The sequence below is a fragment of the Chitinophaga jiangningensis genome (assembly GCF_900142605.1).
In the GTDB taxonomy this organism is placed as follows: domain Bacteria; phylum Bacteroidota; class Bacteroidia; order Chitinophagales; family Chitinophagaceae; genus Chitinophaga; species Chitinophaga jiangningensis.
Map to the genome: position 1 here is coordinate 374,110 of NZ_FRBL01000006.1, position 24,145 is coordinate 398,254.

Consider the following 24,145-nt stretch of genomic DNA (forward strand, 5'->3'; position numbering starts at 1 on the left):
GATGCCTACACGATTTGCATTCTCGAACATTCACATGACAATCTTTTACAATAAGCGTATGGTTTCAACCGTGCGCTTTTTTCATTTCTGCCTATTCCTGGCACCAGCCGGCCCGCGCGGAGCGCAGCATCAGGGAAAGTAAAACCGAAGGTTTTGCTACCTCGTCAGGAGTTGTGGATATAGCGCATGACACCTTCGGTGTCATGTGTTAGGGTGTCGCGCTTTGCGCGGCATACAATCCGTGTGAATACAACGGCTTCCTTTGTGAGATATAGAAATTAGTTATAATTTTGACAGATGTTTACTCAACTGTGCAATCAGATTTTTAACCAGAGCATACTGGACTACCACCAGTATAATGATGTGCATCAAGCCATCAGCAATCCATATGACAAAAGCAGCATTGAGCACCTGCTTTACCTGAAAAACTGGATAGATACCGTGCAGTGGCACCTGGAAGATATTATCCGTAATCCAAATATTGACCCTGTGGAAGCACTGGGTATCAAACGCTGGATCGATAAGTCCAACCAGGAGCGTACTGATGTGGTAGAATACATCGACAGCTACTTCCTCGAAAAATACAAAACTGTAACGCCTGCTGCGGATGCGGCTATCAATACGGAAAGTCCGGCATGGGCAATTGATCGTCTGTCGATTTTGGCGCTGAAGATTTACCACATGCAGGAGGAGGCTACCCGTGCGGATGCTACCCCTGAGCACCGGGAGGCCTGCCAGCGTAAGCTCGATATTTTGCTGGAACAGCGCAGCGACCTGGGCACCGCTATCGAGGCCTTGCTGACGGATATTGCAGCCGGTAAAAAGTACATGAAAGTCTACAAACAGATGAAGATGTACAATGATCCTTCGCTGAATCCCGTGCTTTACAAAGGCGCACAATAACCATCACTCACTCAAATCTGACTACCTTGGCAGCTGCTGCAACCAGACGTACACTGCTCGTTTTCCGCTTTTCGGCGCTGGGCGATATGGCCATGACTATACCCGTCATGAAACAGGTGCTTGACAGCCAGCCTGACCTCCAGATCGTTTTTGTATCCAACAAAAACTGGGGCGCATTGGTGGAGGGCATGGAGCGTTTAATTTTTTATCCGGCAGATTTTAAGGGCGCTCATAAAGGCATTCCCGGTCTTTTCAGATTGTTCCGGGAGCTGAGGAGCCAGTTTAACATTGCTGCGGTAGCGGATTTGCATAATGTGCTGCGGTCTAAAATCGTGAGCACTTTTTTCCGGGCTACGGGGGTACGGGTGCGCACTATTGATAAGGGCCGTGCAGAAAAGAAAGCACTTACCAGGCAGGAAAATAAGATATTAAAACCGCTTTCTTCCACTATTGAGCGCTATGCGATGGTATTCCGCCAACTGGGCATATCCGTGGAAATGGGCACAAAGCCTGTTTTTAGCCCCAGGGAGCTTTCCGTACCTGCCATGGCAGTATTAGGTAACAAAGGGCAGCAAAAGTGGATAGGAATCGCTCCTTTCGCCACTTACCGGGAGAAGATGTATCCACTGGGGAAAATGGAAGAGGTGATAGCATCCTTATCTTCCCGGCCAAATAATAAAATTTTACTGTTTGGTGGTGGAAAAAACGAGGCGGAGCTATTACAGGCGCTGGCTGATAAATACCCTAATTCGGTATCGGTAGCCGGCAAATTTTCCCTAAAGGATGAGCTGACAGTGATCAGTCAGTTGGACCGGATGGTGAGTATGGACTCTGCCAATATGCATCTGGCATCTTTATTTGGGGTGCCGGTAATTTCAGTATGGGGCGCAACACATCCATTTGCCGGCTTCATGGGCTACGGACAACAGGAAAGCAATGCGGTGCAGATAAACGACCTGCCTTGCCGCCCATGTTCTGTATTCGGAAATAAGCCATGTTTCAGAGGCGACCATGCCTGTATGGAATGGATAAAGCCTGACCAGATCACAGAAAAAGCAGGTTTTTAAAATTTTTTTTGCAGATTCAAAAAAAGTTATACTTTTGCCATCCCAAACAAAGGGGGCCTTGCCCGATAGTATAAGGGTAGTACATCAGATTTTGGTTCTGACTGTCTTGGTTCGAATCCAGGTCGGGCAACTACTTCAAAAGCCGCTTTCACAGCGGCTTTTCTTTTTCCAGTATTATAGCATTTTTTATAGGAGTTGCACTTAGGGGTTGCACTTTTGATGGCAGGTACAATATTCTGCCATGAATAGTTGCCTACGCACCCCAAAGGCAATTTCTTTAGCATGTTTCCAGCGTCGAAGTGTGTCTAAATTCGCTCCATAGCGACTTATTAGTTTTATAGCATAGATTCTATGGCCTTACACCTGGAAGCTGTAATACTAATGAATGCCTGGCAAGCTTCGTAGTAGATGTTTCAATTAAGCTGCTTTTAGTTGTCAGTATTTGTGTTTCTTATTATCTATAACCATCATTCGATTTCCAAGGAAAATTTAATCACTTATAACAGAGCATATGGAATACTATAACAGAATCCGCTATGTGTGTCATATAATGAATTAATGACAACAACATTGTGATATAAAAAAGGGGGTAGAGGTCAGATGGCGAATATTAAATGGTTTGGTGTCCATACTAACGTTGTTGTGGATAGTCTGGTGGAACCGGCATACTGCAGCTATTTTTCATTGGATGAAGTATAGATTTGCTTCATAAATCTCATTATATGAAAGCAATCCAACTAATCTTATTTTTCTGCCTGTTTGTAGGTGCTCCTACGATGTCTTTTGCAGGACAAAATGATCCTGATCAGCCAATCCGGAAGAGCATCCCGGAATTAAAACATCAGGAGCTGCCCGCTGCAAATGAAGCCAATGGAAAAGCAGCGCGTCGCTATTTATACGTAAAAGCAAGGTTACATGTTATTAATCTGTTGGGAGTTTCGGTAAGTCCATGTACAATTGCCAGCCTCTCACAATCAGAGGTTTTCACCAGCATGGATGCCTCTGTTTATTTCTGTCCGGATGATATCTCCAGAAATCTGGCATTCGAACCCGGAGATATAATACAGGCGAGTTTGACTATTGCCGGGGTTAAAATATACTCACCTATAAGGACCCTGACTGCTGCTGATAATGGTACCACGATTGACATTACTTTTACACTGTAAATAAAATTTATGAAGACTATCTCCTGTCGCTATCAGGAGATAGTCTTACTTAAATATTGAATGGTTGACCTCATTGATTTCATCTTTTATCGAATGCCTGAATTGCAAGAGGTTCGTGAAATTTTTTCTATAGGTAATTTTACCTTTCTTCAAAAGGATTGTCAGTAACTATTAATTACATACCTGCACAGGAGCCTGTTAGCGTACTATTCAATTGCTGTTCGGATTCAACCGCGGCGTGTTCGCTTTTGAACAATAAAGAATTTTAATTAGATTGAAATTCAATATCTTACGACATGGCATTTTATTAGTTGACCTATCTGAAATCCATTTTTTTATGATCCGAAACTACCTGAAATCAGCGTGGCGCAATTGTAAATCCAATCCGGGATATACGTTGCTGAATGTATCAGGACTGGCAATAGGAATGGCAGTAACATTGCTCATTGGTATGTGGGCGTATGAGCAGTACACCTACAATAAATTTCTGCCGGACTACAAGCAGGTATATCAGCTTAAAACCAATTATATCAATAATGACGGGCAGATGGAAACGATGCCCTGGGTTTCTATTCCCTTAACGGAAGGTGTTCGCAACGAAGTAACCGGTGTGGAGAAATCAGCGATTACCGATGTGTTTTCCAAAAGAACATTTGTAGTGGGTGATAAGAAATTTGAGTTTACCGGCGGCGCGGCAGATGTAGATTTCCTGGATATCTTCCGCATACCTGTGCTCAGAGGTGGTAAAGATTTATTGCAGGATCCTAACAGTATTGTACTTACAAAATCCACTGCCAAAGCAATTTTTGGAGATGCAGATCCAATGAATAAAATTGTAAAGGTAGATAACCAGTTTAACCTGCGGGTAACGGGTATTATTGAAGATGTTCCTGGAAACGCAACGGTACCTTTCGATTTTGTTTTCCCATTTAAAATTTTGTTCCCTGAAAATGAATGGATGCAAAATGCACGGTCGGATTTTGGTAATAATTCCTTTCAGTGTTTTGTAAAATTGGCTCCGGGCGTGAATCCCGACCTGGTAGCAAAACAGGCTTCGGGACTGATAGCGAAAGGGCTACAGGATAGTCATTTAACAGCCATGCTGCATCCGGCCTCACAGTGGCGACTATACGATCACGTAGAAAACGGTAAACCTGCCAGTGGATTCATCAGCTACGTGCGCATGTTTATGAGCATCGGTATATTAATCTTACTAATTGCCTGTATCAATTTTGTGAACCTCTCCGTGGCACAATCCGACAAGCGTGCAAAAGAGGTAGGTGTTCGCAAGGCAATAGGTTCGGGCAAAACAGACCTGATACTGCAATTCCTTACACAGTCGCTTTTACTAACGGTGATAGCAACGGTATGTAGCCTGCTGCTGCTGGCAGCAGTATTACCTGCCTTCAATGCGCTGGCTGGTAGTGAACTAAAACTGCCTGTAGGCAAGCCTGCGGCCTGGGGCGTGCTCTTGGCCTTTATTATGTTGGTAACCTTGCTGGCTGGCAGTCGCCCGGCATTTGTATTATCCGCCTACCGGCCGGTAATAGTGCTAAAAGGCCTGAAGCAACCGGGTAAGAAAGGCAGCGGCGTTATGAAAACAATGGTGATTATTCAATTTGCTGCTTCTATTGCATTGATTATTGCTACGGCAACCATATATCAACAGATACAGTATGGTAAATCCCGGCCTACTGGTTACAATATTTCAGGATTGGTGTCTACAGAAATGACGCTTGACCTGAGCCGCAATTTTACCGCCCTTAAAAATGACCTGCTGGCTTCCGGCGCCGTAAAGTCGGTAACTGCTGCTACCAGCCCAACAACAGCCGTATGGTCGCACAGTGTGATTAACGACTGGAAGGGGAAAACTACGGCTTCCGCCAACTACCTCAACGTGGCACGCGTAGCAGTGATGGAAGATTATTTTAACACTACCGGCATGCAACTCAAGGAGGGGAGGGACTTCCATTCTACGATAGCTGCTGATTCGAATACCGTGATAGTGAACGAGGCCGCCGTGAAACAGCTGGGGCTGGCATCTCCCATAGGCCAGATGATTACCTGGAATGGCACACTACGTGCGCAGATAGTGGGAGTAGTGAAGGATGCGCTGATGGTTTCACCTTTTACACCGAGTGAGCCAACGGTTTTTTACCACAGTGATAAAAACGGGATGGTGATCTATCGCCTCTCGGAGCACATGCCTACTGCGGATGCGCTTGAAAAGACTTCCCGCATTTTTCAGCAATATAACCCTACCTACCTGTATAATTATACTTTTGCAGATGTGGATTATCAGCAGAAATTTAAAATGGAAACGCTCACCGGCAAGCTGGCAGGCATTTTCGCGGTGCTGGCTATTTTTGTGTCCTGCCTTGGGTTGCTGGGTTTAGCGGCTTTAACAGCGGCTACCCGCACTAAAGAAATTGCGATACGAAAAGTGATGGGGGCTTCAGTAACTAACCTCTGGTTGCTGCTGAGTACACAGTTTGTAGTGCTGGTGATGATTGGTGGCGCCATTGCCGTACCTGTTGCCTGGATGGGGCTGAACTCCTGGCTAAGTAAATACGCTTATCATACGGAGCCGAGCCCGATATTATTTGCAGCTGCATTGCTGCTGGCGGTATTGATTACGGTGTGTACGGTCAGCTATCAGGCAATCAGGGCAGCGTTATTAAATCCTGTACACAGTCTCAAATCACAATAAGTTGATTGATTTTATATTACAAAGGCCGGATTTTTCCGGCCTTTTTTGTTGCCACATTTTGATCTTTTGCCTTTGGCAACAGATCAAAATGCGGAGAGGCGGTGCCACTGGCGCCGTCTCTCCGACCATAAAATGATATGCATCAGATGCAGAATGAACCAATTACAGGAGTGGCCTTTTCGCAAAAGTATTGGTTAAATCGTCTTCAGTGTATTCGTAAACAGTTGATAGAATCTTTCCACTGATGAAATCTGCACGCGCTCTTTGGGTGAATGTGCATCCAGGATGGTAGGACCAAATGAAATCATATCCATGCCTGGCAGGTGGGCACCGAGTATGCCACATTCCAGCCCTGCGTGCACGGCTCCAACTTCCGGTGCTTTGCCATATTGGGCTTCAAACAGCTTAGTCATCAGTTGGAGAATTTCGGAGTTTGGATTTGGCTTCCAGCCTGGATATCCGCCTTCCTGGTTAATCTCGCAACCCATGTTTTCCAGTCCGGCACGCACGGCGTAGGCCACATCTTCCTTCGTACTTTCTACGCTGCTGCGTTGCAGGGATTGGGTGGTAAACACGCCATCTTTCACGATAACGCGTGCGAGGTTGGTAGATGTTTCCACGAGGCCGTCTATCTCGGGGCTCATGCGGTAAACGCCGTTAGGCAGGGCGTAGAGCGCGCGGGTGAGCTTTTCGAAATAGGCTGGCTCCATCATCATGCCGGGGTTGGTGGCTTTTTTCAGTTCAATGGTCAGGTCTTTTTCAATGGCGCTGTATTCTGCTTTGAGTGTGGCGGTGAAGTTGCTGATAAACTCCAGGAAGTCAGCTTCCTCTGCTTTGGAGATCAGGACCTGTGCCGTGCTTTCACGGGGAATGGCATTGCGCAGACTACCTCCGTTTATGCTTACCAGTTGTATATCAAACAGCGGTTGTGCTTTGTACAGGAGGCGGTTCATCAGTTTGTTGGCATTACCGCGACCTTTATGTATGTCCATGCCGGAGTGGCCGCCGAGGAGCCCTTTCAGTTCTATTTCGTACGACAGAAATCCGTCGCCTGCGGGGATCTGTTGGTATTCCCCGCGGGTATTGGTATCCAGGCCACCGGCGCAGCCAATGGTGAAGGCATGTTCTTCTTCTGTATCCAGATTTAGTAAGATGCTACCGCTAACCATGGAAGGATCCAGCTGGATGGCACCGGTCATACCGGTTTCTTCATCGATGGTGAACAGTGCTTCCAACGGGCCATGCTGGAGAGTTTTATCTGCCAGCACTGCCATGATTGCTGCCACACCAATACCGTTATCCGCACCGAGGGTGGTGCCTCTGGCTTTTACCCAGTCGCCGTCGATATACATATCAATACCCTGGGTGTCAAAGTCGAAATTGGTATCGTTATTTTTTTGATGCACCATATCCAGGTGCGACTGCAATACAACTGTTTTTTTATTTTCCATGCCCGGTGTGGCGGGCTTTTTAATCACCACGTTGCCCACTTTATCCTTAGTGGTAGCGAGGCCCAGCTGCTCGCCGAATTTTACTACGAAATCAATTACGGCAGCCTCTTTTTTAGAAGCCCTTGGGATCGCATTGAGTGCTGCGAAATATGACCACAGTGACTGTGGCTGAAGGTCTTTCCATTCCATTGTTGTAACGTTTTAGTGGTTATTCCTGTGGAAATAACGGGCTCAATTTAACGAATATCATACGGCCATGACTATATTTTTTTCTTAAAATATTTGTGTTTTAAAAATCGCTTTGTATATTTGTCTACAGTTTTAGTAGACTAATAAGAATTTACCACCACCAGTCGCCGTTTCCGGCAAAAAGTCTTTGTTCCCACCACGCAAAGCACAAAATTTCTTTATTGACGTTACCTGCAGGGGTAGCGCAAGTAAACCATGTATAAATTTTTCAACCATGAATCAGTTATCGCGTTACCAACAGTTTCCTCCAAACTCATTACCGGCCGGTGCAATGCCTGCCTGCTGTTGTTGTTAACGGTATTTCTCCTTCACTATAGTCCTGCCTGGTAATCCGACCCATACGCGTCGGCAGGGCCTACTATTGCTTTACATCTCCTTACAAACAAATCCTGGTTATTATGTCTTCTTTTTTACGACAGACAATATTTCTTGCTGTGCTCTTATTTCCCGCTACGGAGCTGCTGGCGCAGGCGCCAGCCATACTCAGGGGAAAGGTGATCGACAGCAAAACCCTGGAAGCCCTGCCAGGTGCCTCTGTACGCCTGAAAGGTGGCAAAACGGGCACCCTGGCAGATGCTACCGGAAATTATCAGCTAAATATCAATCAGCTTCCGCAGACGATCGTGGTATCTTTCATCGGCTACCAGCCACAGGAGCTGGAAATCACGAAAGATGAACTCAATAAGGTGGTAAAGCTGGAACAACAGCAATCGCTGTCTGAAGTGGTGGTAACCGCGGTAGGTATCAAAAGCGCCACCCGCTCACTTGGCTACAGCGTGGGTGAAGTGAAAGGCACCGCCCTGAAAGAGAGTCGTGAACCCAATATAGTAGCGGCGCTCAGCGGAAAAGTATCCGGTGTGCAAATCAACAACTCCGGCGGCTCCCCAGGTGGCTCCTCCACCATTAAAATCCGCGGCAACAGTTCCCTGCTCGGCAGTAATGCGCCGCTGTTTATATTAGACGGCATCCCTGTGGATAACTCCATCCAGGATATCTTACCCATCTCAAACTCCGTATCACTCGCTACGCCCAGCAACAGGGCAATAGATATTAACAGTGCGGACATCGCCAGCGTTACGGTGCTGAAAGGCCCCGCCGCCGCTGCATTGTACGGCATCCGTGCCGCCAACGGAGCGGTGGTGATCAATACCAAAAGAGGCAGCACTTTAACGGATAAATCTTTCGGTGTTACCTACAGCGGTTCCTTTACGGTGGATAAAATCAACCGCCGCATGCAGCCAAGGCAGTATGTATACAGTAACGGCATCGGCGGGCAATATGTAAAACCCGGTACCACCGGCTCCGATGAAAACTGGGGTGCACTGCTGGATACACTTACCTACAGCACACAGTCCAGCCCGTTTTATAAAGGTGGTGCCATCACAGGCAAAAGCGATCCTTCTTCCAACGGTGTGCCCGTAGAGCGTTTCAATAACATTGATAATTTTTACGTAAACGGCTATACGAACGATCACAATATCAGTTTTTATGGCAATACCGGCAACGCGGGCTATTACTTCTCTTATGGTAACCTGAAACAAACTGGTATTATACCCACCACAGATTTTTATCGCCAAACATTCCGGTTCAACGGTGATTATAATGTGAGCAACCGCCTGAAGCTGACAGGCGGAGTAAACTATATCAAAGACGGTGCGAATAACCGTGCACTCATGGGCGGCTTTAATACCAACGTAGTAAGAGCGCTCATGAACAGCCCCGCTAATTTCGATATCACTAACGGCTACAGCGATCCGTGGAAGCATCCGGAGTCCTACAAGCTGCCGGCTACCTCCGCCAGGCCATGGGGGGATAGTCGCTCCTATGCCAACGGCATCGGATGGGATAACCCTTACTGGTCGCTCAATATGAACCCGCAAACGGATGAAGTGAACCGCTTTATCACCTTTGCGGAAGCCAACCTCGACCTCACCAGCTGGCTCAAAGCCACTGCCAGGTATGGTCTGGACAATTATACCGATGTCCGGAAAGGGGCTTTTAGTCGCGGTACCTCAGGCGTATCCACCGGCACTATCAATGATGTAAACTATGCCCGAAGGGATAACAACCTGGATGTGCTGCTGGTAGCGGATCACCGCGTGAATAAAGATTTGCAGCTGACAGCAGTGCTGGGCTACAACTATTACGATTCCTGGCGTAACCAGGTAAATACCCGTGGCGACGGGCTGACGATCCCCGGCAACTTCAACATCTCCAACGCTGCGGCTACCCAAACATTTAATCAAACCATCCGAAAAAAGCTCGTAGCCGGCTATGCTGACCTGAAGCTGGATTACAAGAAATATCTCTACCTGGAACTGACCGGCAGGAACGAATGGACTTCCACACTGGCAAAAGGCAAAAATGCTTTCTTTTACCCAAGTGTAAGCACCAGCTTTATATTTACAGATGCGCTGCATTGGCGCAGCAACATCCTGAACTTTGGTAAAATCCGCGCTACCTATGCTCAGGTAGGAAACGATGCTGATCCTTATTCCCTGGAAACGTATTATGTGCCTACCACTACTACCGGTTGGATTCAGAGTGGTATCAGCTTTCCTTTCAACGGTAAGCAGGGACTGAGTTACAGCTCCACCATCGGTAATCCAGACCTGAAGCCCGAGCGTATCAGCACGTGGGAGGCCGGGCTGGACCTGCATTTCTTCCGTGACAGAACACAGCTCGAAGCCGTATATTATTATAACAGCAGCAAGGATCAGATCATCCCTGTAACGCTGCCTTATTCTACCGGTGCCGCCTACACGCTCACCAATGCCGGTAATATCATCAACAAGGGACTGGAGCTGAACCTGCAACAGAAGATCATTACCGGAGCTAAGTTTAACTGGACTGCTACCGCACTGTTTAACAAGAATATCAGTAAGGTGAACTACATCACAGATAACATTTCCAGTGTGAGTCTGGGGGGCATTTGGATGGAAGCGAGGGGACAGGCAGGTGAACCTTACGGTGTGTTTTACGGCACGGATGTGAAGCGAAACGCAGCAGGGAAGCCCGTGATAGACGATAACCCTTCCAGTGCCAACTACGGCTATCCTATTGTGAACAGCAGTTTTACTAAAATCGGCGATCCTAATCCGGATTTTAACGTAGGCCTGCGGAATGAATTTCACTATGATGCGTTTACCTTCTCCTTTTTGCTGGACGGGCGTTTTGGCTTCGATATCTTCAATGCACCACGACTTCAAATGGTGTTTAACGGGGTGGATGAATCCACCATTGCCCGTGGCACCAAAACTGTGTTCGATGGGGTGACTGCCTCCAAGGGAGAGCCCAATAAAATTGAGGCGGTGCTGTCGCAGGCATGGTACAGGAACACCTTCAACATTCAGGGTTTGTATGTGGAGCATGATTTGTATTGGCTGAAATTGAAAGATGTTAACCTCACGTATGCTTTGCCTGCACGTATTTTGAAGCCGGCGCATATCAGTGCGGCCAGCATTACCCTAACTGCCAGGAACTTCCTGTTAGCTACCAACTATACCGGCAGCGATCCCGATCTGGGGAGTCGCAATGGCTTGTCCAATGCGGCTGGTATCGACTTCTGGACTACGCCTAACACGAAGAGCTACGGAGTGGCGTTAAACGTTTCCTTTTAACCGATCAATTATTGACTTATGGAATTCTTAATACGTGTAACCATTGCTGTTAGTATACTTATTCTCCCGGTGGCCTGTTCTCTACAGGATACCAATGTTAACCCTAATGCATCCACTGAAACATCGGTGAGCGCTGTGCTCACTGGTGCGGAGGTGGCGCTGGGATTTAACCTGGGCGTGAATGGCGGACTGATAGCGAATATATACATACAACAGGCCTCCGGTGCCAATGGCGATGCTGCGTCGTTTGATAACTATACTTCGTCGCCTCACTATTTTAATTCTACCTGGCGTGGCTTTTATGTGGATGTGCTGGATGAGTTGCAGATTGTGCGGCGTACGGCTGCTGCGCAAAAGCTGCCTTACTACAGTGGAATAGCCCGTATCCTGAGCACCTATACCTTTGGTACGCTCACGGATTTATTTGGAGATATTCCCTATAAGGATGCGTTGAGTGGCAACCAGGTGACCAATCCTGCATTTGACAAGCAGGAGGATATTTATGCAGACCTGCAATTGCAGCTGGATTCGGCCATCCGTGAATTATCAGTGCCGGCAACGGAGAATTTCGGGGCCTTGCCTGCTACGGACGATGTGATTTACGGTGGTAACGTGGAGCGTTGGAAGTCGCTCGCATACACACTGAAAGCACGATATGCCATTCATTTATCGAAGCTTGGCAGCACCGCTGCGGCGCAGCAGGTGCTCAACGCCCTGTACGATGGTAGCAGGTTCCGCGCCATTGCCGAAAACCTCGCTGATGCGCAGGTGGTGTTTGGCTCCAGTACTACCAACAGCAATCCCTTCTATCAGCAAAATACCAATCGGCCTGGCTGGATAGGGTTGGGAGCTTCCTTTGTGAACCTGCTCAACGGCAATGCGGTTACCGATGCGGCTACCAAGCCGGAAGGCCTGCTGGTGGACCCCCGCAGAGCATATTTTGCTACTCCGTACCCTACGGGCAGCAGTACCTACAGGGGCAGTGCGCCAGGGGTGTCCGGTGCCTTTTCTGTGATCGGTAGTTATTACGGGACGGCTACATCTCCCGTAATAATCAGTAGTTACAGCGAAGCGAAATTCCTGGAGGCAGAGGCGCGCTACCGGATAAACCCACAGGACCCGTTGGTGAAAACGGCACTGGAAGCAGCTATCAGGGCTTCTTTCGTGCGGGTGATCAACAATGCTTCCGACCCTTATGCCACTGTGGAAAAGCAACAGGCTTACATTGCCGCAAATGTGGCCAACCCCGACCTGAAAACGATCATCACCCAGAAATATATCGCTTTGTTTTTGCAGCCGGAAGCCTGGACAGACTATCGCCGTACAGGCTATCCGGCTATTCCGCTGGCGCAAAACGCCACCAGCGCTGCTAACCCGGAAGGAAAAATTCCAAGGAGAATTCCTTATCCGCAAAATGAAGTATCACTGAATCGTAATACACCAGAAGGTTCGGGGTATCAAACACCCGCGCTGTGGTGGGATAAGTAGCCTTTTCATCTCCCTAAAAATATAATTTATGACACTTGCTGATGTTACCATTATAATTAAAAAGATAGCCATTGGCTTTATTGTTTTCCTGGTACCGCTGCTGGTAATAGGAGGTACTATCTGGTTCATCTATCATCTTTTTAACGCACACCACTAAACGTTTTTTTCTATGACAGCACCTGCAAAAGTAAACGCGCAGATCATCCTGAAGGATACATTGATCAGCCTGCTGCTGTATGTAGCACCTATTGCGCTGATGTTTCTGACTTTTTATATCACCGGCAGCAGGCCCTGGCTCACCACTTCCACAGAAGCGCTGCCGTTTCGGATGCCGGCAGTTGTGGAACTCGTGTTCCAGAACCTGCGCACCTGGGGGCTTCCGGTTATCATGCTCGTGGTGGGCATCGTGGAGTTTTCCGTAGGCCTCTATGAAAATAAGTGGACAAAAAATGAGCGCGTACTCGATATCGTTTGTTTTATTTTACCGAAGATAGTAGTGCGGCCGCTCATCGCTTATTTTGGTTTGAAGATATTGCCGTTTGTATTTCCGGATGCAAAAGATGCTTTCGCCTGGGTGCCTTTCTGGTGGGCCTTTGCCATCATGGCCGTAGCAGATGACCTTACACAGTATTGGTATCACCGGTTACACCATCAGCTGCCAGTTTTATGGAGATTCCACCGCACGCATCATTCCGCGCCGTATATGGGTATGGCGATGGCGAGCCGGCAAAATATCATCTACACTATTTTCTTTTCGCAGATATATCTGACGGTGGCGCTGACTTATTTCGGCCTCGGCTATGCGGCGTTGTTTGTAGGTGGTATCAAATCCCTGATCACTACCGGTGCTCATTCCAGCATCAAATGGGATAAGCCTTTTTATACTTACAAAGTGCTGCAGCCTATAGGCTGGGTGATGGAAAGATTAATATCCACGCCGGCTACACACCACGCCCATCATGCGGATACTACTGATGATGGAGTAGGCTACTACAAAGGAAATTTCGGCAACATGTTTTTTATCTGGGACCTGATTTTTGGTACCGGCATCATCACACGGCAGTATCCCAAAGCGTATGGCCTAAAACATTACAAGCAGGAAGAATGGTACGCACAGCTGCTTTGGCCGATATTTAAATCTTCAAAAGAGGGGAGCGAGTTAAGTGCGAATGGTCCGGTGGTAGGAGATGTGATTGCTTCCGTGCCGGAAGAAGAAGCAGTGGAACATGCGGTAGAGCCGCCACCGGTGAGCGTTGTAGCTGCACAAATCTGATAGTTGCTGTATGTGAATAACACGCCTCGCTATAATTTTTATAGCGGGGCTTCTTAATTTTTTTTCTGCAGCTCTTGTTTTTTTAAAATATTATCCTACTTTTGCGACCCATTGATGCCCGATAGTATAAGGGTAGTACATCAGATTTTGGTTCTGACTGTCTTGGTTCGAATCCAGGTCGGGCAACAAAAGGCTTTACTTGAACCGTTGTAGTATTTTACTGCAACGGTTTTTTTGTGCGCGGGAATTTTTCTGGCGATAACAAATGGCACCAGTTTGTCTGGTGCCATTTGTTATTAGATTAGTGGAATGAAAACATTTGTACTAAATACGGAGGTGCAATAAATGTAACCTCATTATCCTTGCTCACCACATTGAAAGCAGCTTGCATGTCATTGAACAGTTCAGTTGGTGAAAATGGATGCAATGTTCTTTCATAGTCAGCAGATGCATAGACGTGTAGCCACCAGACTGAATACCGTTTCATGCTCTTTATTGCTGGTATAAATTTATTCCAAGGCAAGGTATCTAAATCAGAAAGATGGCTTTCGATAAAATTCTTAAATATATCATTGCTATTGTATGAGAATATGACCGGCTGAATGAGATGACCGTTTTCATACGTTAACTTTATAGCAAAGACATTTGTGCGCCCATCCTGCCCCATCTTCATTGGTATGCCATCAGCTCCTTTAAGATAATCATGATATTTAGGCGTGTTTGCTCCATCTTGTGCCTTACACAATTGACCTGCAAGTATGAATGAAATAATAAGGAATAATTTCATAGTATGTGTTTTATTGCTAGTCTAATCCATAATATTAGTTACATTTTGTACCGGATAATCCGACACGATAGTTCATGGCAATATATTCGATGGCATTCTTTTCACTTAATGGCTTGTCTTTATATTTGTCTGTGTCTTGGAGGCCGATCCAAACCAGTGCTTGTGCATCAGTTTCTGACAAATTGGGAAAGACTTCTTTTAGCGCATACTTCATTTTATTAAAATAATCATTCCCGGCCATTTCACCGTGATCCCAAGGGTCCGAAGAGGCCAAACCATATTCTATTTTAAAGTATCCATGAATGATTTCGTGAATAATTGTCGCTGTAACATATTCCTTGTTCGGAATTCGGTTGTTATATATCGGTTTAACGGCCTGAATCAATGGAGGGATGATTTACATTGATTCAGTTTTTGGGAAGCTCTGGTCATTCACAACATTACTAATATAGCGATTTTTGTTTAAATGCATCATTTTTCATTTACCATGATAAATGATGCTTATTTAAAGTGCAGGGCTCGGGGGATAGCCCAGAGCTATTAGCCATTACAAGGATTTAACCCCTGGGAAATACTGATCACCATATTTCGAAAAGAAAATTACCTGGATAGTCCTAGTATATCAGCGTTTTTTGCGAAGAAAAAAAATGTATTAAAACTTGCACTGCGCTGTAACTCCGGTAAAAATAATATCCTTTCCAGGCCCTACTGCTTTCAGATACGGGCCCGCCTGAAACCAGGTAAACTCCGCCCGCAGACCTATGAAATTATTTGGATTATAATTAAACGCGCCCGTTAGTTGTTTCCCAATATGTTTTTCAGGGGTGCCGCCATCCGGATAAATCAACGACATGTTGACGGCGTAGATGCCATCTGTGCTTCGGTGCCGCCAGAAGATATCGTAGTCCGTTTCAAAAGTTAGCCGGCTGTTTAATGCAACAGAAATTCCCGGGTGAATATCCATGAGGTTAGACGGGCCTATCAGAGCGGCTAAACCGAAGTAAGCGCCTTTGGGAAATAAGGGATTGAACGTTTGTAACCGATTATCACCTTTGTGTGCATCACCGCTTACTATTTCTGCTTTTAGGCTGGCAGCAGGCTTAAACATGACTCTGGTAAACTGGTAGGATGTGTTTACAGAGGCCGTCCAGGCGGAGATAGTTTTGCCCCCCATATCCCCAAATTGATATAACGCCTCTACATCGTATAGCCAGTTACTTTTGCTGTTCCATATCCGGGTGCCGGCGGAATGCCTGATCTCTCTACCATTACCGTCGTTATAAAAGGTGTTGTCCTTTCGAAGGCCCAGGTAGTAGATATCTGTATTATGGAGCAGTGGCAGTTCACTACGGGTCATGTATACACCCCACAAACGGGTATGTTTATTAAATCCATCGTTGAAGATGCCTTTTTTAGCGGCTACGTAATTACCATAAAAAGCTGCTGTGTTATAATGGCCACTTTGCAACAATACGCGTGCAGCATCAAACGATTGACGGTTATTTGGCGACTCGCGTACGGACACCAGTCGTTGTGAACCATACATCAGTTCCTGCCTGCCCAGCCTGAATATTAACTTTGTATGTTTTGATAAGGCCTGTATATCTGCAAAAGCCTGGTGTAGTTCCAGTGGATCCTCATCTACCGGGCTGGTGGCCGGTTTGCTATTCGCCATGCTGCTTTGCAGTTGTGCAAAGGCACGGAACCATTTACCGAGGTGTACATCCGTATGAAACAGCAGTCTGTTCAGCGTATAACCATCTTCATCTTCAGGTGCTTCTCCCCATTCTTCATTGTGGACGTAAAAATATTGAAAACGTACTTCCCCGCCGAAACTGATGAAGGCATGGCCGCTGTCTGAAAATGATGAGTACTTCATTTGCTGATACCACTTACGTACAGTATCATTCTTTAAGAAGCTATAGTCTTCATTATAACGTAGCGGCTTGAATGCAGGTATATCCTGCGCCGATAAAACGACGCAGGAAGCAAAGAGAGCAATGGTAGTAAACAGCGCAGATTTCATGATTATTTATTTTGATAGCCGCCGAAGTATTTAACAGGTGACCATGTTGGAATTACATCTAACGGTGCCGGGCCTACGTTTTTGTAGACCTCGGCAGCATAAACTACTTTGCCATCTACAATAGTTAGCAGCGCTGTGATGGATTTAATTCTTTCCGCTTCTACGGTAAAATAATCCTGGTCGAGTATCACCATATCAGCAGCGTAACCTGGTTGTATTTTCCCTTTGCCGGTTTCCCTGATCAAATTGTAACCGCCGTAGGTAAAGAGCTTGAGAGCAGTACTACGGTCGATCGTGTTGTTCTTAGCCATTACCTGTGTACCACCGATGGTTTTACCCGTAGTAATCCAGTAGAGGGCTATCCATGGGTTGTAGCTGGCCACGCGGGTGCCATCCGTACCAAGGCCGGTTGGGATACCCAGTTCAAGGATTCGTTTTACCGGTGGCGATGCCAGGGCCGGTTTGGAACCGTAGCGCTGAATGAAGCTTTCACCCTGGTAGGCCATGCGGTGCTGCAGGGCGATACCGCCGCCGAGGGATTTAATCCGTTGGAGATTCTCTTCTGAAACTGTTTCTGCGTGATCGAAGAACCATACCAACCCATTGAGCGGCGTTTCTTTATTTACTGCTTCTATTACATCCAGGAATCGGCTAATGCTTTCGTTATAGGTGGCGTGCAGGCGGAATGGCCATTTGTTTTTAACCAGCAGGCTAATAACCGCTTTCAGATTTGGTTCCATAGTTGCTGGCAGCTCCGGGCGTGGGAAGAGGAAGTTTTCGAAGTCTGCGCCATCAGCTACCAGGTTTTCTCCGCCACCTTCCACGTGGTAGTCCGGTGAACTGTGATCGTGTGCATCCAGGTTTACCATGCCGACCCATTTCGTATAGTCATTCAGTTCATTCCCTTTTTTTTGTGCAAACAGGAAATAGGGAAGGCGAACGGTTATTTTGTTTTGTTTGTTTAATTCGTCGGTGATGCCGTAGTCGTCGGGGAAGTTCTGGAATCCGCCGCCGGCATCCATGACAGCGGTTACGCCGAGGCGGTTGAGTTCTGTCATATATTGCAGCGTAGAATTAATTTCTTCTGCCCTGGTGAGTGTAGGAAGTTTGGCGAGGGTGGAGTATAGGATGAAGGCGTTGGGCTCTGCCACCAGGAGGCCGGTGGGTTTCCCCTGTGTATCCTTCTGGATAAGCCCCTGCGGTGGGTTGGGAGTGTCCCCGGTGATATTTAATCTCTCTATACCTGCTTTATTTAACCATGCTTTACCGTAGAGATATAAAATAAACGTGGGTACGTTACCGGTAGCTGCATTGATTTCTTCCAGGGTGGGCAGTCTTTTTTCTGCAAACTGGTACTCGTTCCATCCTCCCACCACCCGTATCCACTGGCCTTCAGGCGTGCGCTGTGCCTGCTCTCTGAGCATTTCCAGTGCACGCTTGAGAGTGGTGACGCCATCCCAGCGGAGTTCCGTATTGTAAAAGCGACCGCCGCGGATCACGTGCAGGTGACTATCAAACAGGCCTGGAATAACGCGTTTACCATTTGCGTCTATTACCTGTGTATTTTTTCCTTTGAGTCGCAGTATGGCGTCGTTTGTACCAGCTTTGAGTATTTTATGGTTAGCAATGGCCACCGCCTGTACTTCCGGCTGCGCCTCATTGAGCGTCGTTATTTTGCCATTGGTGATAATCAGGTCCGCCTGTTGCGCATGCAGGCTGCCTGTGGTAATCAGCAGGCTGGCAACGCTGGCATAGAAAAATATTTTCATGAGGAATGATATTTAAAAGAGGTTGTATCAACGGCTGAGTAGCGTTGATACAACCTCGCAGCTATTAAAGGGTGACTTAGTGTTTCAGCATTTCGTGGGCATACTGGATACCGAGCCCATATGCACCGCCGTATTTTTTCACCAGGTCGGTTACTGCTTTATAAGTTTCCTGACGTGCCCAGTCGCGCTGCAATTCCAGCAGGTACTGCACAGAAGTTATTGGTTTGGCACCTGCCTGGATCATGCGGTTAATAGCCTGTTCGTGTGCTTCTTTCGAAACATCACCACAGGCATCAGTGATGATATATACTTCATAACCTTCTGCTATAGCGGACAATGCAGGTCCTACGATGCATACACCTGTCCACAGCCCACCTAATACCAGTTTCTTTTTACCTTTTGAGGTGATGGCTTTGTGTGCGTTTACATCTTCCCAGGTGTTCATGGTAGTTCTGTCGATATAACCGCTGGTGGCTTGTGGATAAAAAAGTTCTACTTCAGGAAACACAGGTCCGCTGAAGGATTTTTCTGCAACAGTGGTTACAACCGTAGGTATATTAAAAATTTTGGATGCCCCGGCCACGATGGCCACGTTGTTTCTCAATTCCTCGGTAGTAATGCTTTTGGTTGCAAATGCCATCTGGCCTTCATGGTCGATGAGTACGAGGGCATGGTTTGTAGGATTCAATAACTGTGGACCTGGTTTTTGTGCAAATGCTACGGCCGCTGATAGGCTCAGTGCGAATGATACAAGAATTCTTTTCATTTTTGTGTTGTTTAAGGAATATAGATTGGTTACTAATTGGTTTATGCGTGGCATGTGCTGCAGGTCATACCACGAAAACTAAGTGCACTCATGTGTGTAAATGGTTAATTAAAAGAATGTGTTCGTTTTGGGTGATAAAAAGATGAATGTGTGGTGAAATGTCCTGTGGTATTGGGTTGCATCGATTTTCGGCGGCATTGGTGTTCATGGTTGTTTTATTACATTTGTGGTACAAATTACACTTGCCCATCTTAAAAGAACTTCCTATCTTTTATTCATGAAAACAGAAATCGTTTGTTTCGGAGAAGTACTGTGGGATATCTTACCTGACAAGGAATTGCCGGGTGGTGCACCTATGAACGTAGCGTACCATTTGCAGAAAATGGGGCATACTACGGCCATGGTTACACGAGTCGGACAAGATGCTTACGGTGAGCAGCTCCTGCAGTTGATGCGTGGTTATGGGTTAAATACTGCTTATATCCAGCAAGATGAACTGGTGCCTACCGGTAAGGTGCTGGCTACTATTACGCCTTCGCAGGAGATGGCCTACGATATTCTGTTTCCGGCGGCATGGGATTTTATTGCTGCTGACCTTACCTGGGAAGCCTTCCTGGATGCACATCCGGCGTATATTATTTTTGGATCGCTTTCTTCGCGGCATGCAGTGAGCAGGGAAGCGCTGAAAGCGATGCTGAGGGTGCCGGCACTGCGTGTGCTGGATGTAAACCTGCGACCTCCGCATTTTTCCATGGAGCAGGTGGACTGGTTATTACAACATGCCGATATCGTAAAAATAAATGAACACGAGTTGGTGGAGCTAAGCCGCTGGTTTAGTTTTTCGGGAGATATGGAAGCCTGTATTGAACAGTTGCAGGAAAAATATCTGCCACGCGCAATCATTGTAACACTGGGCGCAGCTGGTGCTGTTTTATATGAAGATGGGGTATTTCATTATGAAAAAGGCCACGTAGTCCAGGTGGTAGATACGATTGGCAGCGGCGATGCCCTGCTGGCAGGTTACCTGCATGCACGCCATCAGGGCAGCGAGCCGGCCGCCGCCATCCGCTTTGGTAATGCCCTCGGCGCTTTGGTGGCTGGCAAAAGTGGTGGATGTCCGCAGTATGAGCTAAAGGAAATTGATGCGTTGCTGTAAGATATACGGCCGAAATAGTCAGTGCAGGGGCCGGAAACGGCTCCTGCTTTTTTTGTACCTTTGCGTGGAGTTAAAAATCGGGATGCAATGAATTTTTATACGAGAAAATGGGTAAAACCTGAAGACCTGAATGCGCACGGCACCTTATTTGGCGGTAGTTTACTGCGATGGATCGATGAAGAAGCCGCTATCTATTCTATTATCCAGCTGGGCACTAATCGTTGTGTAACCAAGTACATGTCTGAAATTAACTTCATCAACTCCGCCCGTCAGGGAGATATAGTGGAACTGGGTATTAAGGCTACGCATTTTGGCCGTACTTCCCTTACGTTACAGTGTGAGGTAAGAAATAAAATCACGCAAAAAAGCATTCTTACCATCGACCGGATAGTATTTGTTAGTGTGGATGAGCATGGCGTACCGGTGCCGCATGGAAAAACGGCTATCACGTATACGGATGAACGATTGAGAGAAGAATAATTATCTAGCCATAAATATACACATTCGTATTACTTACGTATAAGGTTTTGTTTTATAGTTTTGTCGCCCGGAAATAAAACCTTATACCTACTATGAAATGCCTCGTAAAAAGCATCTTTACACTGTTGCTTGTAACCTTTTCTGTTTGTGCCTATGGTCAGAGTGATTCTGCCCTTCAATCAAAAATTATCAAACGTCCTTCAAAAAAAGCAGCAGCTAACCTGAACAGCCTGGAATTGGTGTACAAAACAGTAACTGCTTACTCATCTAACGGAAGAACAACTACGTATTCCATTCCTTTTGTAAGAATAAATGGGAAGAAGCCGGTGGAGATCGGCCGTAATGCCAGCGTATTGAGCAACTATTATTATAAGTGTCCGTTGGCGATGGAAGAAATCAATGCATTTAATCAAAACCGACGTAAGGCCAAATTAAGTTTCTATGGCTCTTTTGGCGTTGGGGCGGTGATGGCATTCAGTGGTTTGTTTGCCGCTGCAAAAGAAGGGGCAAAGCCTGGCGTTTTCTGGACCCGCTTTGGTATTGGAGGAGGTATTATGATAGCCGGTACCGTAGGCAGTTGGGTATTGAACAGACGCGCAGATGAGCATTTGCGGAAATCTGTAGATCTATATAATGCTAATTGCTATGTACCGCCTGTAAAAGATACCACTACACCTGCCGCCGTTAAAGAAGAGGAGCTGGCAAGCGTCCCCGTGCCCGGAAAGAAACTGAACGCTTCCGCACCTAAATTCTACCAGGATACTTTTTATTATGAAAAGGTACGCAACCAGCCGGAAGCCATTAACTGGTGGGGTATCACCGCAGATCTGGCCAGCATAGATGTGTATAAACCCTATTCCAGCCTGGGTACCGGTATAGGTGCTTTCTATACTTTTAACAATAATATAGGCATCAACGTGAACTGGCAGTACGACTATCTGCACCTGAGTGATTATTCTGCTTCCTGGTTGGCCCCGGAGCCGGTTACAGATAAAACGGCGCAGTCAATTGAAGTGCTGGGTAAATTTCCGGTTGGTGCCGGCAAGGTCAAAACATACAGCTATCGCATGCACATCTCCAATACTAAGTATGGAGAAATGGTGGGAGATGTGAAAGCAGATATGTTACGGACCGTTACCCTGCGGGCCGGGGCTATTCATGCCGTGCGACCAGTGGTGCAATTAATGAATCTGAAGGTGGATAAACCGGAAGGAAGTTATGGTGAGTTCGATTATAGTAACATTAATGACGGTAAGGCGATAACAAAATCTGAAATTATTACTGCGGGTGTAGGATTCAGCAAGTTCCGTGACCTTAAAATCAACCTCAGAGATGAGACGATGAAAGGAAAGCGCGAGGTGACAAACCAGACGGATTTATATGTGGATGTAATGTATGCACCTGTATTTAAATACGAGGATGTGATTTATTACAGGCCAACAGGCACAAGCTCTAAGGATAGTGAAGTTGTACCTGTTACTGCACCCATAAATAGAATAGGAGCGCGCATCGGTGCACAGGCAATCAGCATGGGCAAATGGTTTGGTATTAAGTCGGCTATTGAGTTAGGACTTAGGCCTGGTCCCAAGGTGGAAAATAACGGAAATATATATCTGAAATTATCTGCGGGACTGGTGTTCGGTGGCCGGCATCATTAGTATAGAAATATAAAAATATTAAGCAGCTGTATCTGTCAGGTACAGCTGTTTTTTTATATACCCGGTACCGGCTCCGCGGTATCTGACCAGATGGGAGTATTATCATTTTTTTCTACCAGCAGTAATACCGCGAATAGCAGCAGTACAATCATCATGGTCTGGTATCGCAGTACAACGGGGGCTGCCAGCGTACTAAAGAAAAAGTGCGCTATTTGAAAAGTGACAAAGAGTGCCAGCACCTGGTTGAATATCAGCTCTACAAACTTATACCGTTTGAGATAAATAAACCGGATGACTTCCTCTATGAAAGCCAGCTGAAGGAAGATGAACAGGAAAGTGTATTTCGTCATCAGGAAGGGCTGCAGGCCCGGAAAGCGTTCGCTGATTTGCACGGGCGTGTTTCGGAACCATTGCCGCATTACCCCGGGTGTGCCAATTTTATTCCTGTTGCTGCTGCCAATCATTTCTGTGCCCGGACGCATGTATTCTACGATATTGGGCAACCAGAAGTGTGTGGCAAACGCCAGCGGATGTTTGGTGATCAGGAATTTGCCATATTCGCTGTAAGACGCTGAAACCCTTGCCCATCCGGTATAATTATCTGTTACCTGATGTTTTTTCATGTAGCTGGAGAGCATGACTTTTAACGGGCCGTTTTGCGTCCACATGTAATATGCCCCTGCCGGCAGGGTAGCTTCTTCCGGATTAAAATATTTACTTTTTACAAACTGGTGGGAATAGCGGTGTAATCCCTGCAAATGTGCAGGTACACCGGTGGTGTCGTATGCAATATAGGGTAGCATGTACATGGCATTGTTTGCCAGCTGCCAGCCACTGAATACGGAAAATTTTTTTACGCCGGTCAGTTTGTAAGTCTGTTGCGTGGTGTGCCAGATAAACGTGCCAATGAGTACTGCGGGTAACGCGATGGCATATACTTTTTTCCAGGTGGCAGCACGGGCAGGCAGTATAGCCCCCAGCGCTACCACAGGGAAAAACATGGCATTATACCGCATTGTGAAGGCCACCGCCAGTACAACGCCATGGAATAGAAAAACAAGGGTGCCGGGTTTATAGCGTACCCACAGCAACAGCGCAAACCAGGTAAACCCGAGGGCAAGGAATAACGCTTCCGTAATTACATAGTTGCTGAGGTAAAGAAATAAAGGGTTAATTAGTAGAAAGAGAAATGCACCGTAGGTAAAAAGTTTTCCAGGTCTTAACAGGTATAATAAGGTGAAGTACAGAAAGAATGCACCCGCTTGTAAGCAGAGGTACTGAAATACCATCAGGCCTGTTTCTGAAGGTATCACAAGATGCTGTAGTTCCAGTATTCTGGAATAACCAACCGGCCAGAGGTCTGCCTGCAAATGATAGGCAGCCGCTGTCAGATAGCTTTCACTGTCCGGCGTAATATCCATGTAAGGATATATGATTTTAAATATTACCAGGTTAACAATAATGACTGCTATGGCAATCCCTGCCAACAGGCGGTTACGCCTGTCGGCAAGCAGAAAATGTTTGAAACTGGTATCCGTTATTTTGGGGTCGCCGTAAATAGGTAATATCATTCGTG

17 protein-coding genes, 2 tRNA genes and 1 pseudogene are annotated in these 24,145 nt (G+C 46.5%); 13 read left to right on the top strand and 7 right to left on the bottom strand.

The window, feature by feature from the left end:
* Window positions 1-297: 297 nt before the first annotated feature.
* The 5 genes from BUB18_RS17140 (at window position 298) to BUB18_RS17160 (ending at window position 5,846) form a co-directional block, all read left to right on the top strand.
* The gene (locus BUB18_RS17140) at window positions 298-903 is read left to right on the top strand and encodes a DUF4254 domain-containing protein (protein ID WP_073083458.1); all 606 of its coding nucleotides are present in this window, start codon (window positions 298-300) and stop codon (window positions 901-903) included.
* 26 nt (window positions 904-929) lie between these two features.
* Window positions 930-1,970 carry a glycosyltransferase family 9 protein gene (locus tag BUB18_RS17145; protein ID WP_218588053.1) on the top strand — a complete coding sequence of 347 codons (1,041 nt, stop codon included), beginning with the start codon at window positions 930-932 and terminating at the stop codon, window positions 1,968-1,970.
* 59 nt (window positions 1,971-2,029) lie between these two features.
* A tRNA-Gln gene (locus tag BUB18_RS17150) sits at window positions 2,030-2,100 on the top strand.
* Window positions 2,101-2,692: 592 nt separating this feature from the next.
* A complete protein-coding gene (locus BUB18_RS17155; protein WP_073083459.1) occupies window positions 2,693-3,136 on the top strand; it encodes a hypothetical protein in 444 nt (147 codons plus the stop codon).
* Between the two features lie 337 nt (window positions 3,137-3,473).
* The gene (locus BUB18_RS17160; RefSeq protein ID WP_073083469.1) at window positions 3,474-5,846 is read left to right on the top strand and encodes an ABC transporter permease; all 2,373 of its coding nucleotides are present in this window, start codon (window positions 3,474-3,476) and stop codon (window positions 5,844-5,846) included.
* Between the two features lie 194 nt (window positions 5,847-6,040).
* Here the strand turns inward: BUB18_RS17160 and BUB18_RS17165 are convergent, their stop codons facing one another.
* Window positions 6,041-7,486, bottom strand: coding sequence for an aminoacyl-histidine dipeptidase (locus BUB18_RS17165; RefSeq protein WP_073083471.1), 1,446 nt, complete (start codon window positions 7,484-7,486; stop codon window positions 6,041-6,043).
* A gap of 458 nt (window positions 7,487-7,944) precedes the next feature.
* Here BUB18_RS17165 and BUB18_RS17170 point away from each other — a divergent pair, with 458 nt between their 5' ends.
* From BUB18_RS17170 to BUB18_RS17185, 5 genes are all read left to right on the top strand, one after another.
* Entirely contained in the window at window positions 7,945-11,166 is a 3,222-nt protein-coding gene (locus BUB18_RS17170; protein WP_083550165.1) for a SusC/RagA family TonB-linked outer membrane protein, read from the top strand.
* An 18-nt stretch (window positions 11,167-11,184) separates the two neighbouring features.
* A complete protein-coding gene (locus tag BUB18_RS17175; RefSeq protein ID WP_073083475.1) occupies window positions 11,185-12,654 on the top strand; it encodes a SusD/RagB family nutrient-binding outer membrane lipoprotein in 1,470 nt (489 codons plus the stop codon).
* 28 nt (window positions 12,655-12,682) lie between these two features.
* Complete coding sequence (locus BUB18_RS30105) at window positions 12,683-12,811, top strand: hypothetical protein (protein ID WP_262487687.1); 129 nt, start codon at window positions 12,683-12,685, stop codon at window positions 12,809-12,811.
* A 12-nt stretch (window positions 12,812-12,823) separates the two neighbouring features.
* Window positions 12,824-13,927 (top strand): sterol desaturase family protein, encoded by a 1,104-nt coding sequence (locus tag BUB18_RS17180; protein WP_073083476.1) that lies wholly within the window; start codon window positions 12,824-12,826, stop codon window positions 13,925-13,927.
* A 115-nt stretch (window positions 13,928-14,042) separates the two neighbouring features.
* Window positions 14,043-14,113: transfer RNA gene (locus BUB18_RS17185), tRNA-Gln, on the top strand.
* 115 nt (window positions 14,114-14,228) lie between these two features.
* Here the strand turns inward: BUB18_RS17185 and BUB18_RS29670 are convergent.
* From BUB18_RS29670 to BUB18_RS17210, 5 genes are all read right to left on the bottom strand, one after another.
* Window positions 14,229-14,714 carry a hypothetical protein gene (locus tag BUB18_RS29670; protein ID WP_073083478.1) on the bottom strand — a complete coding sequence of 162 codons (486 nt, stop codon included), beginning with the start codon at window positions 14,712-14,714 and terminating at the stop codon, window positions 14,229-14,231.
* Between the two features lie 34 nt (window positions 14,715-14,748).
* Window positions 14,749-15,099, bottom strand: coding sequence for a hypothetical protein (locus BUB18_RS17195; RefSeq protein ID WP_073083479.1), 351 nt, complete (start codon window positions 15,097-15,099; stop codon window positions 14,749-14,751).
* Between the two features lie 267 nt (window positions 15,100-15,366).
* A complete protein-coding gene (locus BUB18_RS17200) occupies window positions 15,367-16,740 on the bottom strand; it encodes an alginate export family protein (RefSeq protein ID WP_073083481.1) in 1,374 nt (457 codons plus the stop codon).
* A gap of 2 nt (window positions 16,741-16,742) precedes the next feature.
* On the bottom strand, window positions 16,743-18,509 hold the full coding sequence (locus BUB18_RS17205) for an amidohydrolase (protein WP_073083483.1): 1,767 nt from the start codon (window positions 18,507-18,509) through the stop codon (window positions 16,743-16,745).
* 76 nt (window positions 18,510-18,585) lie between these two features.
* Complete coding sequence (locus BUB18_RS17210; protein ID WP_073083485.1) at window positions 18,586-19,275, bottom strand: hydrolase; 690 nt, start codon at window positions 19,273-19,275, stop codon at window positions 18,586-18,588.
* Between the two features lie 382 nt (window positions 19,276-19,657).
* Here BUB18_RS17210 and BUB18_RS17215 point away from each other — a divergent pair.
* The 3 genes and pseudogenes from BUB18_RS17215 to BUB18_RS17225 all read left to right on the top strand — a co-directional run.
* Window positions 19,658-20,332, top strand: a pseudogene (locus tag BUB18_RS17215) (carbohydrate kinase family protein); the annotation flags it as partial.
* A 186-nt stretch (window positions 20,333-20,518) separates the two neighbouring features.
* A complete protein-coding gene (locus tag BUB18_RS17220; protein WP_073083488.1) occupies window positions 20,519-20,911 on the top strand; it encodes an acyl-CoA thioesterase in 393 nt (130 codons plus the stop codon).
* A gap of 92 nt (window positions 20,912-21,003) precedes the next feature.
* Window positions 21,004-22,569: a hypothetical protein gene (locus BUB18_RS17225; protein WP_073083490.1), complete on the top strand. Its 1,566-nt coding sequence runs from the start codon at window positions 21,004-21,006 to the stop codon at window positions 22,567-22,569.
* A 53-nt stretch (window positions 22,570-22,622) separates the two neighbouring features.
* Here BUB18_RS17225 and BUB18_RS17230 read toward each other — a convergent pair whose 3' ends face one another.
* Complete coding sequence (locus tag BUB18_RS17230; RefSeq protein WP_073083492.1) at window positions 22,623-24,140, bottom strand: hypothetical protein; 1,518 nt, start codon at window positions 24,138-24,140, stop codon at window positions 22,623-22,625.
* Window positions 24,141-24,145 lie beyond the last annotated feature (5 nt).